Origin of the sequence: Streptomyces turgidiscabies Car8 (genome assembly GCF_000331005.1) — a bacterium.
Classification (GTDB): Bacteria; Actinomycetota; Actinomycetes; order Streptomycetales; family Streptomycetaceae; genus Streptomyces; species Streptomyces turgidiscabies.
Genome location: NZ_AEJB01000331.1, coordinates 1 through 12,178, shown reverse-complemented (window position 1 = coordinate 12,178; position 12,178 = coordinate 1). Strand labels below are relative to the sequence as shown.

At 71.0% G+C, this 12,178-nt stretch carries 11 protein-coding genes; 7 read left to right on the top strand and 4 right to left on the bottom strand.

What is annotated here, in order from left to right; all coding sequences use genetic code 11:
* Positions 1 to 7: 7 nt before the first annotated feature.
* Entirely contained in the window at positions 8 to 1,126 is a 1,119-nt protein-coding gene (cobT, locus tag STRTUCAR8_RS22275) for a nicotinate-nucleotide--dimethylbenzimidazole phosphoribosyltransferase (protein ID WP_044472664.1), read from the bottom strand.
* Positions 1,127 to 1,284: 158 nt separating this feature from the next.
* Here cobT and STRTUCAR8_RS22270 point away from each other — a divergent pair, with 158 nt between their 5' ends.
* Positions 1,285 to 2,262, top strand: a complete 978-nt coding sequence (locus STRTUCAR8_RS22270) for a class I SAM-dependent methyltransferase (protein ID WP_006378163.1) — start codon at positions 1,285 to 1,287, stop codon at positions 2,260 to 2,262.
* A 148-nt stretch (positions 2,263 to 2,410) separates the two neighbouring features.
* On the opposite strand, the gene STRTUCAR8_RS22265 is transcribed toward STRTUCAR8_RS22270, so the two are convergent.
* Complete coding sequence (locus STRTUCAR8_RS22265; RefSeq protein WP_006378166.1) at positions 2,411 to 3,610, bottom strand: bifunctional adenosylcobinamide kinase/adenosylcobinamide-phosphate guanylyltransferase; 1,200 nt, start codon at positions 3,608 to 3,610, stop codon at positions 2,411 to 2,413.
* Positions 3,611 to 3,725: 115 nt separating this feature from the next.
* Here STRTUCAR8_RS22265 and STRTUCAR8_RS22260 point away from each other — a divergent pair, with 115 nt between their 5' ends.
* Positions 3,726 to 3,941: a hypothetical protein gene (locus STRTUCAR8_RS22260; RefSeq protein ID WP_006378171.1), complete on the top strand. Its 216-nt coding sequence runs from the start codon at positions 3,726 to 3,728 to the stop codon at positions 3,939 to 3,941.
* Between the two features lie 111 nt (positions 3,942 to 4,052).
* Here STRTUCAR8_RS22260 and STRTUCAR8_RS22255 read toward each other — a convergent pair whose 3' ends face one another.
* The gene (locus STRTUCAR8_RS22255; protein ID WP_044472666.1) at positions 4,053 to 4,757 is read right to left on the bottom strand and encodes a class I SAM-dependent methyltransferase; all 705 of its coding nucleotides are present in this window, start codon (positions 4,755 to 4,757) and stop codon (positions 4,053 to 4,055) included.
* 80 nt (positions 4,758 to 4,837) lie between these two features.
* Positions 4,838 to 5,464 (bottom strand): DUF3043 domain-containing protein, encoded by a 627-nt coding sequence (locus STRTUCAR8_RS22250; RefSeq protein ID WP_078507270.1) that lies wholly within the window; start codon positions 5,462 to 5,464, stop codon positions 4,838 to 4,840.
* 223 nt (positions 5,465 to 5,687) lie between these two features.
* Between STRTUCAR8_RS22250 and STRTUCAR8_RS22245 the strand changes: the two genes are divergently transcribed.
* The 5 genes from STRTUCAR8_RS22245 to STRTUCAR8_RS22225 all read left to right on the top strand — a co-directional run bounded on the left by STRTUCAR8_RS22245 (position 5,688) and on the right by STRTUCAR8_RS22225 (position 12,155).
* The gene (locus STRTUCAR8_RS22245; protein ID WP_044472665.1) at positions 5,688 to 6,485 is read left to right on the top strand and encodes a PspA/IM30 family protein; all 798 of its coding nucleotides are present in this window, start codon (positions 5,688 to 5,690) and stop codon (positions 6,483 to 6,485) included.
* 62 nt (positions 6,486 to 6,547) lie between these two features.
* Positions 6,548 to 6,826 carry a PspA-associated protein PspAA gene (gene pspAA / locus STRTUCAR8_RS22240; protein ID WP_006378169.1) on the top strand — a complete coding sequence of 93 codons (279 nt, stop codon included), beginning with the start codon at positions 6,548 to 6,550 and terminating at the stop codon, positions 6,824 to 6,826.
* A 70-nt stretch (positions 6,827 to 6,896) separates the two neighbouring features.
* Positions 6,897 to 8,147 (top strand): sensor histidine kinase, encoded by a 1,251-nt coding sequence (locus tag STRTUCAR8_RS22235; RefSeq protein WP_006378170.1) that lies wholly within the window; start codon positions 6,897 to 6,899, stop codon positions 8,145 to 8,147.
* 27 nt (positions 8,148 to 8,174) lie between these two features.
* The gene (locus STRTUCAR8_RS22230) at positions 8,175 to 8,858 is read left to right on the top strand and encodes a response regulator (RefSeq protein ID WP_006378168.1); all 684 of its coding nucleotides are present in this window, start codon (positions 8,175 to 8,177) and stop codon (positions 8,856 to 8,858) included.
* Positions 8,859 to 9,050: 192 nt separating this feature from the next.
* The gene (locus tag STRTUCAR8_RS22225; protein ID WP_006378165.1) at positions 9,051 to 12,155 is read left to right on the top strand and encodes an efflux RND transporter permease subunit; all 3,105 of its coding nucleotides are present in this window, start codon (positions 9,051 to 9,053) and stop codon (positions 12,153 to 12,155) included.
* The last annotated feature ends 23 nt before the right edge of the window (positions 12,156 to 12,178 follow it).

Here is a 12,178-nt window from a genome sequence, read left to right as displayed (position 1 = left end):
CTGACGGTCAGACGGACTCGGGCTCCCCCGGCTCCTCCGGGTTCACCGGCTCCTCGGACTCCTCGGGCTTCTCGGACTGCTCAGGCTTCTCCGGCAGCTCCGCCGCCAGTGCCGCCGCGGCCTGGACCAGCGGAAGGGCCAGTAGTGCCCCGGCTCCCTCGCCCACGGTCACCCCGTGGTCGAGCAGCGGCTCCAGCGCCATCCGGTCCAGGGCCTTCGCCTGGGCCGGCTCCCCGCTGTTGTGTCCGGCGAGCCACCAGTCCGGCGCCCGGAAGGCGACCCGCTGCCCGACCAGCGCACACGCGGCCGACACCACACCGTCCAGGATCACCGGCATCTTGCGTACCGCGCTCTGCAGCAGGAACCCGGTCATCGCGGCTAGGTCGGCGCCGCCCACCGTCGCCAGCAGCTGCAACTGGTCCCCGAGCACCGGCCGGGCGCGCCGGAGCGCGTCCCGGATCGCGGCGCACTTGCGCATCCACGCCAGGTCGTCGATCGGCAGCCCGCCCCGCCCGGTGACGACGGACGCGTCCGTCCCGCACAGCGCGGCCACCAGGACCGACGCGGCCGTGGTCCCGCCCACGCTCACATCGCCGAGGACCACCAGATCCGTACCGGAGTCGGCCTCCTCGTCGGCCACGGCGACCCCCGCCAGGAAGGCGGCCTCCGCCTCCTGGGGCGTCAGCGCGTCCTCGACGTCGATCCGTCCGCTGCCACGCCGCGTCCGGTGCCCCGCGACCTCGGCGGGCAGCGCGTCCGGCTCGCAGTCCAGGGCCATGTCGACGACCCGTACGGGCACCCCGAGCCGCCGCGCGAGCACGGCGACGGGGCTGGAGCCGTCGAGAACCGCCCGCACGGACTGCTCGGCACTGCCGGCGGGGCGCGCCGACACGCCCTGCCCGGCGATCCCGTGATCCCCCGCGAACAGCACCACACGCGGTCGTTCGACCGGCCGTACCGGCACCGAGGACTGCGCCGCCGCCAGCCACTCACCCAGGTCGTCGAGGCGCCCGAGCGACCCGGGCGGCACGATCTGGCGCTCCCGGCGCGCCTCCGCGTCGCGGCGCACACCGCCGTCGGGGCGCTCGATCAGATCGGTGAAGTCGTCGAGATTAAGCGAGCTCATTCGCCGAACAGTACCGGCAGCGATCGAACAGGACGCCGTCACGTTGGAGCCATGTCATTGCACCCGGGAGGGCGATCCCCTACGTAACGTTTTGATGCGTAATGTCGCACGGCGCTTCAGCGCACCGCAGCAGTGCACCGCTTCAGCAGGAGCCGCCCATGTCCCCCGCCCCGAAGGCGACCGTCCCACCGGAGACCGACGGGTTCCACGAGCCGCGCCGCGAGGACTGCCCCTGGTGCGGTTCCAAACGGCTGCGCACCCGCCTGCGCACGCCCGACCTGCGGCAGCGAGGGTTGGGAGGCCCGGGCACGTTCGTCGTCGACGAGTGCCGCGACTGCGCCCACGCCTTCCAGAACCCGCGCCTCACCGCGGAGGGCCTCGCCCTCCACCACCAGGACCTGCCCGAGGCCTCCCACCCCGTCACGCCCCGCAGACACCGCGCGGCGGCCCGGGCGATGCTCGCCTTCCGCGAACCGGAGAGCTGGCTCGACGTGGGGACGGGCGACGGGGCCTTCCCGGCGGCGGCGAAGCGCTGTTTCCCGTACACGGCCTTCGACGGCGTGGACACCACCCGCCTCGTCCAGAAGGCCCGCACCGCCGGCCACATCGAGGAGGCCTATCGGGGCCGCCTCACCGACCCGGCCGTCGTCAACCGGCTGCGGGCCCGTTACGACGTCGTCAGCATGTTCCATCACCTGGAACACACCCCGGATCCTCGCGAGGAACTCCGGGCGGCACTCAGCGCCCTGCGCCCCGGCGGCCACCTCCTGATCGAGGTCCCGGACCCGCACTGCGCGTTCGGCACCCTGCTGGGCAAGTGGTGGCCCTGGTACGCCCAGCCCCGCCACCTCCACCTCATGCCGCTGGCCAACCTGGTGGCGGAACTGGAGTCCCAGCACTGCACGATCATCGCGACGGACCGCCGGGAACCCCACATCCCGTACGACCTGACGGGCGCCCTCTCCCTGGCCCTCACCCGCGTCCTCCCCGCCCGCCGCACCCTTCTGCTCCGAGCGGCGACCCCGTTCCTGGCACTGACCACAGCGCTGGATTACACCCTGGCCCCCGTACTCCGCAGAACCCGCTTCGCGAACACCTACCGAATCATCGCGAGGAGAAACGAGACGGAGAAGTAGACGCCCTTTCAGGGGCGCGGGGCTGTGTCGATCTGCGGCTACCGCCGCGTGGGCGCGACCAGCCCCACCGGGTTTCTAGGGGCGCGGGGAACTGCGCGACCAGCCCCCACCGGGCCCGCAGTCAAACACCAAACCGCAACCACCCCCCTCACCCCCGCAGCACAACCGCCTGCCCCGCCACCACCAACAGCACATGCTCACACTCCGCCCCGAACACCGAGTTCAGCCGCCCGAGCTCGTCCCGGTACCGCCGCCCGGACGCGGTGGCGGGCACGATCCCGGACCCCACCTCGTTGGACACGGCGACGACAGTCCGCCGAGTCGACCGGACCGCCGCCGTCAACTCCCGTACCCGCCGCCGCAACTCCCGCTCCCCGCCCCCGGCCCACTCCGCGTCGTCCCACGCCCCCACCTGATCCATGGCATCCGTCAGCCACAGCGACAGACAGTCGACGAGCAGCGGCGCCCCGTCGTCCTTCAGCAGTGGTACGAGGTCACAGGTCTCCTCGGTACGCCACGACCCCGGCCGCCGCTCCCGATGCGCGTGCACCCGCGCCGCCCACTCCCCGTCCCCGTTGCGCGTCCCGCCCGTGGCCACGTACAGCACGTCAGGGAACGCCTCCAGCCGCCGTTCCGCCTCCACCGACTTCCCCGACCGTGCCCCGCCCAGCACCAGCGTCCGCCGGGGCACGTCCGGTACGTCCTCGTAGACGCCGACCGTCAGCGTCGTACCGTCCGGTACCGCTCGCGCACCCGCCGCCGCGAGCCGGCGCCGCAACTCGGTACCCGGGGGCACGTCATGGTCCAGGTGAACGGCGACGACATCCGTGGCCGGGCCGAGCGCGCCCACCGCCCGCAGCCGGGCCAGGGCGTCCGGCCGCCCGACGACGTCCGCGAGGACCATGTCGTAGGAGGGGCCGTTCCCGTTGAGCCCGGCCGGCGCCGCGCCCGGCGGCAGATACAGCAGCCGCTGCCCGTCCGGGCCGGTCACCGCGTATCCCGTGCCCGGGGAGTCCATCGGGACCGCGCGCACCCGGTGCCCGGTCAGCAGCGCCAACTCCCGTCCGTCCGGCACCCGTCCGGGCTGCGGGAGCCCCGCCGGCACCTCTACGGCGGGCCCGTCGTGCGGATGCGACAGCAGCACCTGCCGTACGCCGCCCAGCGAGTGCCCGGCGCGGGCCGCCGCCAGTACGGCGCCCGGGGTGAGGTCGAGCAGCAGCGTGCCGTCCACGAGCAGCGCGGTGGCCGCCCGCGCGTGCACGCCGAGCGCGCCGGTACAGGCCGCGCACGCGCAGTCGGGGCGGGGGAGACCCGCGGGGGCACCGGTGCCGAGCAGAGTGAGTTCCACAAACCTGATTTTCGCGTGTCCCCGCTGGTCTTGCGCGTCCGGCTAGGCTCTCGGACCAGGACCCGGATCAAGATCCGGCTCCTGGTCTGCAGCGGTTCACATCTTGGAGGCGTACATGGCGGCATGGACGTGGCGGTTCGAGAAGACCGACGGGGCGGAGGTCCAGCCCGCGGTGGAGCCCGAGGAGTTCACGACGCAGGGGGACGCCGAGTCCTGGATCGGTGAGTACTGGAAGGACCTTCTCGCAGGCGGCGCGGACCAGGTACACCTGTTCGAGGACACCACGAAGATCTACGGCCCGATGAGCCTGCGCGAGGCCCAGGAAGCGTAGTGGGACAGACCTGCTCCCCCGCGCCCCTCAAGGGCGCGGGGGAGCAGGTCTGTAGGGGCGCGGGGAACTGCGCGACCAGCCCCCACGGGCCCGCAGCAAACCAACAACCGCTCAACCCCGAACCCCACACAGGTGCAGCAACGCAGCCACCTGCCGATAAGGATCCGTACGCCCGGCCCGCTCCTCCACAGCCAGCAGTGCATCCAGATCGCCGGGGGCCTCCGCCTCGTCGGGCTCGCTGTCCGTGAAGACCCGCACCCCGTACCACGCGTGCAGCGGCGCCCCGATGCCCGCGAGCGTGCCGGTGAGCGTGGACAGCCGGTCGGCACGCACGTCGAGGCCGAGCCGGTTGGTGTAGAAGTCGGTGTCGAACGCGCCCAGCGCGCCCGCCCAGTCCCCGGCGAGCCCCGACCGCATGGCCAGCGCGTCGCCGTTTCGCACCAGCAGCGACAGCAGCCCGCCCGGCGCCAGCATCCGCGCCAGCCCCGCCAGCAGCGCGTCCGGCAGTTCGACGTACATCAGTACGCCATGACAGAGCACGACATCGAAGCTGCCCGGCAGGAAGTGCACGCCCGTGTCGCGCCCGTCGCTCTCAAGGAGCCGGACGCGTTCACGGATGCCCTCGGGCTCGGCGGCGAGTGCCTCGCGCGCCGCGTCGAGCATCCTCGGGTCCTTCTCGACACCGGTGACGTGATGGCCGGCCCGGGCCAGCCGCAGCGCCTGCGTGCCCTGGCCCATACCGACGTCGAGCACCCGCAGCCGCTGCCCGACCGGGAACCGCCCGGCTATCTGCTCGTCGAGCTGACGGGCGACCAGTTCCTGTCGTACGACATTCCGCAGCCCGCCCAGCCTGTGCAGCCAGGCATCCGCCGCGCCCCCGGAGAACGACGTAGTGCTCAGGGCCGCTCTCCGCGCTTGACCTGAGGCTTCGGCAGCCGGAGGCGACGCATCTGGAGGGAGCGCATCAGCGCGTAGGCGACCGCGCCCTTCGTCCGCTCGTTCGGGTAGCGCGCCGCCAGCTGCTTCTTCATGCGGACCGCGATGAAGACCGAGTCGACGATGATCAGCACGATCACGAAGAGCCACAGCAGCAGCGCGATGCTCTGCAGCGCACCGACCCGCACCATGCTCAGCACGAGGATGATCACGGCCATCGGCAGGAAGAACTCGGCGACACAGAAGCGCGAGTCCACGAAGTCGCGCGCGAAACGGCGCACCGGGCCCTTGTCGCGGGCGGGGAGATAACGCTCGTCCCCGCTGGCGAGCGCCTGGCGCTGTCGCTCCATCGCGGAACGGCGCTCGTCACGCTGTCGCTTGGCCCCCTCCTTACGCGTCGTCGGAGTACTGGCCACGCTGCGGCGCTGGGACTGGGCCACACTCCGCTTGGGAGTGGGCCTGCCCTTCGGCGCCTGCGGGTCACGGGTCGCTTTGGAGTCGGTCACCAGCGCCTTGTCGGCGGGGGCCTTCTCTTCCTTCGCACGGCTACGGAACACAAAACCCAAGGGTAAGGGGTATCGGGGCATGGACCCCAGCCGAGTGGGGAACGATCCGGCAACACCGGTCGTCTGTAGAGACAGGCAGTAGGGGCTCACCTACTCCCTACGCCGGAGTGGGACAGATCGCAGTCGTCCTTGGGGATGAGCGCATCGGGCCCGGAACAGTGCGGTAATGGAGGCAGGGCCCGTACTGTTGGTCCTGTTGCAGGTGCTGGAGCTGGAGTCCGTCAGAAGGGGGCGCGCGAAGCCCATGAGCGGTGTCATGAAGCGTATGGGGATGATCTTCCGCGCGAAGGCGAACAAGGCCCTTGACCGGGCCGAGGACCCGCGCGAAACCCTCGATTACTCGTACCAGAAACAGCTGGAGCTGCTCCAGAAGGTGCGCCGCGGAGTCGCCGACGTGGCGACCAGCCGCAAGCGCCTCGAACTGCAGCTCGCCCAGCTGAACAAGCAGTCCTCCACGCTGGAGGACCAGGGCCGCAAGGCGCTGGCGCTGGGCCGCGAGGACCTGGCCCGCGAGGCGCTCTCACGCCGCGCCGCCCTCCAGCAGCAGGTGACGGACCTGGAGACACAGCACCAGACCCTCCAGGGCGAGGAGGAGAAGCTCACCCTCGCGGCGCAGCGCCTCCAGGCCAAGGTCGACGCCTTCCGCACCAAGAAGGAGACGATCAAGGCGACGTACACCGCCGCCCAGGCACAGACCCGGATCGGCGAGGCGTTCACCGGCATCTCCGAGGAGATGGGCGACGTGGGCCTGGCGATCCAGCGCGCCGAGGACAAGACGGCACAGCTCCAGGCGCGGGCCGGCGCGATCGACGAGCTGCTCGCCTCGGGCGCCCTCGACGACCCCACGGGCATGGCGAAGGACGACATCCAGGCCGAGCTGGACCGTCTGTCCGGTGGTACGGATGTGGAGCTGGAGCTGCAGCGCATGAAGGCGGAGCTGGCCGGCGGTTCGTTGTCGGGGCAGCAGGCCATCGAGGGCGGCGCGGGTCAGCAGCAGTCGCAGCAGCAGCCGAAGGACACCCCCCGGTTCGACAAGCAGTAGCCCGCAGCGCGGTGACCCACAGCGGTGACCGGCATCAGTAGGCCACGCCTGAGGAGGGCGACATGATCGTACGGATCATGGGGGAGGGCCAGGTGAGGCTGGCGGACAGCCACCTCACCGAACTGAACAAGCTGGACGACGTGCTCCTGGCGGAGATGGAAGTCGGCGACGGCCCCGGCTTCCGCCGCACCCTCCAGGCGCTCCTGACCAAGGTCCGCGAACTGGGCGACCCCTTGCCGGACGACTCCCTGGAACCCTCGGAACTGATCCTCCCGTCGCCCGAGGCGACGCTGGAGGAGGTCCGGGAAATGCTGAGCGACGACGGGCTGATCCCGGGGTGAACCGCGCAGGTGGGCGCAGCCCGGACCGTGTCTCCCACCCACTCACCCGTACGCCGTACCGTTGGCGACCGTGAGCACCCTCCAGCGCGCCAGATGCCACCTGAAAGCACACCCCCTCGCGCTGGACGTCGCCCTCGCCGCAGCCGTCCTCGTCTGCATGCTGGGTGCCTCGTTCGTCGACCCCCACGGCCCGCACCGCGGCGGCTGGACCGCCCGCACCCCCGACCTGCTCAGTCTGGTCCTCATGGTGCTCGGCGCCGCAGCGCTCATCCTCCGCCGCCGTGCCCCCATGAAGGTGCTCGCGTTCACGGCCGCCGCCTCCGTCGTCGAGTCGGTCACCGCCGACCCCCGCGCGCCCGTCGCGATGTCCGCGGTGATCGCCCTCTACACCGTCGCGTCGACCACCGACCGCACCACCAGCTGGCGTGTCGGCCTCCTCACGATGACCGTCCTCACCGGTTCCGCGATGCTGGCCGGCCCCCTGCCCTGGTACGCGCAGGAAAACCTCGGCATCTTCGCCTGGACCGGCATGGCCGCGACCGCCGGGGACGCCGTACGCAGCCGCCGCGCCTTCATCGACGCCATCAGGGAGCGCGCCGAGCGAGCCGAACGCACGCGCGAGGAGGAGGCCCGCCGCCGCGTCGCCGAGGAGCGGCTGCGCATCGCCCGTGACCTGCACGACGTGGTTGCCCACCACATCGCCCTCGTCAACGTCCAGGCCGGAGTCGCCGCGCACGTCATGGACAAGCGCCCCGACCAGGCCAAGGAGGCCCTCGCCCACGTACGGGAGGCCAGCCGCTCGGCGCTGAACGAGTTGCGCGCGACCGTCGGCCTGCTGCGCCAGTCCGGGGACCCGGCGGCGCCCACCGAACCCGCGCCCGGTCTGCACCGGCTCGACGAGCTGGTCGGCACCTTCCACAACGCCGGCCTCAGGGTCGAGGTCGCCCGCGCCGACCAGGACACCACCCTCCCCGCGGCCATCGACCTGGCCGCCTACCGGGTGATCCAGGAAGCCCTGACGAACGTACAGAAGCACGCGGGACCGGAGGCGAAGGCCGAGGTCAGCGTCGTACGGGTGGGGGCGAACATCGAGATCACCGTGCTGGACAACGGGCCGGGGCGGCAAGCGGGCCAGAAGGGCCCGGAGGAGGGCGGCGGGCACGGGCTGCTCGGGATGCGGGAGCGGGTCACCGCGGTCGGCGGTGACTGCACCACCGGTCCCCGATACGGGGGCGGCTTCCGCGTACATGCGATCCTGCCGGTGAAGAGCAGCCCCCGCCCCGCTGACGGCACGGGCAGCCCCGTACAGAGAACCGCCTGACCGCATACCCATATGTGAGGACCGTGTATGACGATCCGTGTCCTGCTCGCCGACGACCAGGCACTGCTGCGCAGCGCCTTCCGCGTGCTCGTGGACTCGGAGGCCGACATGGAGGTGGTCGGGGAGGCGTCCGACGGGGCGGAGGCGGTGCGCCTCGCGCGGGAGCAGCGCGCCGACGTCGTGCTGATGGACATCCGGATGCCGGGCACCGACGGACTGGCCGCGACCCGGCTGATCAGCGCGGATCCGGGGCTCGCACATGTGCGGGTGGTGATGCTGACGACGTTCGAGGTCGACGAGTACGTGGTGCAGTCGCTGCGCGCCGGCGCGTCCGGGTTCCTCGGCAAGGGCGCCGAACCCGAGGAACTGCTCAACGCGATCCGGATCGCCGCCGGGGGCGAGGCGCTGCTGTCGCCGGCCGCCACCAAGGGGCTGATCGCCCAGTTCCTCGCGCAGGGCGACGTGCTGGACGACGGCCGGGACCCGGCCCGTGCCGACCGGTTGGACGCGCTGACCGGGCGGGAGCGCGAGGTGCTGGTGCAGGTCGCCGGCGGACACTCCAACGACGAGATCGCGGAGCGCCTCGAGGTCAGTCCGCTGACGGTGAAGACGCACGTCAACCGGGCCATGGCCAAGCTGGGCGCCCGGGACAGGGCGCAACTCGTCGTCATCGCCTACGAGTCGGGACTGGTACGTCCGAGGGTGGAGTGAGAGTCAAGGGGCGTACTGCGGTCGGAGTAGGGACCGGGTAAGGAAACGGGACCTGGGAGCTAGGGAACCGGGGTGTTCCATGGCCCAGGGTGTAGGGGCGGGCGCTCATATGGGTGACACAGGTACGCAGATGCGTAGGTGTGTCACGTGCGTCCTTCCTCCGCTCAGGCCACAGAAGAGAGACGCTCACCCATGTCCTGGCTGTCCAGGTTCAGCCTCGCGCAACGGGCCCTCATAGGGCTGATGTCGATCGTCGCGATCGTCTTCGGAGCGATAGCGATACCGCAGCTCAAGCAACAGCTGCTGCCCACCATCGAACTCCCGGTGGTGTCCGTCCTGGCGCCGTACCAGGGCGCGTCCCCCGATGTGGTCGAGAAGCAGGTCGTCGAGCCGATCGAGGACAACCTCGAAGGCGTCGACGGCATCACCGGCGTCACCTCCACCGCCAGTGAGGGCAACGCCCTCATCACGGCGTCCTTCGACTACGGCAACGACACCAAGCAGCTCGTCGCCGACGTACAGCAGGCCGTCAACCGGGCCCGTGTGCTCCTCCCGGACGGCGTGGACCCGCAGGTCGTCGCCGGTTCGACGGACGACATCCCGACCGTCGTCCTCGCCGTCACGTCCGACCAGGACCAGCAGGCCCTCGCCGACCGGCTGAGCCGCACGGTGGTCCCCGACCTGCGCGCCATCGACGGCGTCGGCCAGGTCACGGTCGACGGCGTACGCGACGTCCAGGTCACCGTCACCCCGGACGACAGGAAGCTGACGGCGGCCGGTCTCACCTCCGCCGCCCTAGCCCAGGCACTCCAGGCGGGCGGCGCGACCGTCCCGGCGGGATCGTTCGACGAGGCCGGCAGCAACCGCACGGTCCAGGTCGGCGGCGGCTTCACATCGGTGGACCAGATCGCGGACCTGATGGTCGCGGGCGCGCCCGGTTCCAAAACCAAGCCGGTCCGCCTCGCCGACGTGGCGACCGTCAAGCAGGAGTCCGCGAAGGCCGACTCGATCACGCGTACGGACGGCAAGCCGAGCCTCGCCGTCACCGTCACGATGGACAACGACGGCAGCGCGGTGGCGATCTCCGACGCGGTCGAGGACAAACTCGGCGACATGCGGGGGGACGTCGGGACCGGCGCGACGATCACGGTGGTCAGTGACCAGGGCCCGGCGGTGGCGAAGTCCATCAAGGGCCTGACCACGGAGGGCGGCCTCGGTCTGCTCTTCGCGGTGATCGTCATCCTGGTCTTCCTGGCGTCGATCCGCTCGACCCTCGTGACGGCGGTCTCGATCCCCCTCTCGGTCGTCCTGGCCCTGATCGTCCTGTGGACCAGGGACCTGTCCCTGAACATGCTGACGCTGGGCGCGCTGACGATCGCGATCGGCCGGGTCGTCGACGACTCGATCGTCGTCCTGGAGAACATCAAGCGCCACCTCGGCTACGGCGAGGAGCGCCAGGAGGCGATCCTCAAGGCCGTCCGGGAGGTAGCGGGCGCGGTCACGTCCTCGACGCTCACGACGGTCGCCGTCTTCCTGCCGATCGGCCTGGTCGGCGGTATGGTCGGCCAGCTGTTCGGCGCGTTCAGCCTGACGGTCACGGCGGCCCTGCTGGCGTCGCTCCTGGTCTCCCTCACGGTCGTCCCGGTCCTGTCCTACTGGTTCCTGCGCGCCCCGAAGGACACCCCGGAGGACGCGGACGAGGCCCGCAGGCTCGCGGAGGAGAAGGAGGCGAAGAGCAGGCTCCAGCGCGTGTACGTCCCTGTCCTGCGCTTCGCCACTCGCCGCCGTCTGATGAGCGTGGCGATCGCGGCGGTGGTCCTGATCGGCACCTTCGGCATGGCACCGCTCCTGAAGACGAACTTCTTCGACCAGGGCGAGCAGGAAGTCCTCACCGTCAAGCAGCAGTTGAAGCCGGGGACGAGCCTGGCGGCCACGGATGTCCAGGCGAAGAAGGTCGAGCAGCTGCTCGCGGACGTGAAGGGCGTCAAGGACTACCAGGTGACGATCGGCTCGTCCGGTTTCCTGGCGGCCTTCGGCGGAGGCACGGACACCAACCAGGCCTCCTACCAGGTCATGCTGGAGGACTCGGCGTCGGCGGACGACGTCCAGAACAGCATCGAGGAAGGTCTGGCGAAGCTCTCCGGCATCGGTACGACCACCATCGCGGCCGGTGACGGCTTCGGCAGCCAGGACCTGAAGGTGGTCGTGAAGGCGGCCGACGCGGACACCCTGCGCAAGGCGGCGGACGAGGTACGCGACACGGTGGCGGGCCTGGACGACGTCACCGACGTCACCAGCAACCTGGCGCAGAGCGTGCCGCGCATCTCGGTGCGGGCCAACTCCAAGGCGGCGGCGGCCGGTTACAACCAGCAGACGCTGGGCGCGGCCGTGGCCGAGGCGGTCAAGGGCACGACGGCGGCCAAGGCGACCCTGGACGACACCGAGCGCGACGTCGTCATCAGGTCGGCGAAGCCGGCCGAGACGCTGGACGGCCTGAAGGCGCTGCGGCTGGGCGCGGTGAAGCTGGGCGACATCGCTGACGTGAAGCTGGTCGACGGCCCGGTCTCGATGACCCGGATCGACGGCCAGCGGGCCGCGACGATCACCGCTCGCCCGACCGGCGACAACACGGGCGCGGTCAGCGCGGACCTGACGACGAAGCTGGACGCGCTGAAGCTCCCCGCGGGCGCGACGGCGGAGATCGGCGGCGTCTCGTCCGACCAGGACGACGCGTTCAAGAACCTGGCGCTGGCGATGCTGGCGGCGATCGCGATCGTCTTCATGCTCCTGGTGGCCACGTTCCGTTCCCTCATCCAGCCCTTGATCCTCCTGGTGTCGATCCCGTTCGCGGCAACGGGCGCGATCGGCCTGCTGGTGCTGACAGGCACCCCGATGGGCGTCCCGGCGATGATCGGCATGCTGATGCTGATCGGCATCGTGGTGACGAACGCGATCGTGCTGATCGACCTGATCAACCAGTACCGCAACCAGGGCTACGGAGTCGTCGAGGCCGTGGTCGAAGGCGGCCGACACCGCCTCCGCCCGATCCTGATGACGGCCCTGGCGACCATCTTCGCCCTCCTCCCGATGGCCCTGGGCGTGACAGGCGAGGGCGGCTTCATCGCCCAGCCGCTGGCAGTGGTCGTCATCGGCGGCCTGGTCACGTCAACCGCCCTGACCCTGCTACTCGTCCCGACGCTGTACGCACTCGTGGAGCTGCGAAAGGAACGGCGCGCGCAGAAGAAGGCGGCGAAGCGGGAACCGAAGCCGGAGGTGCGGGAGCCGGCGAAGGTGTGACCGGCTGACAGGAGATGAGGACG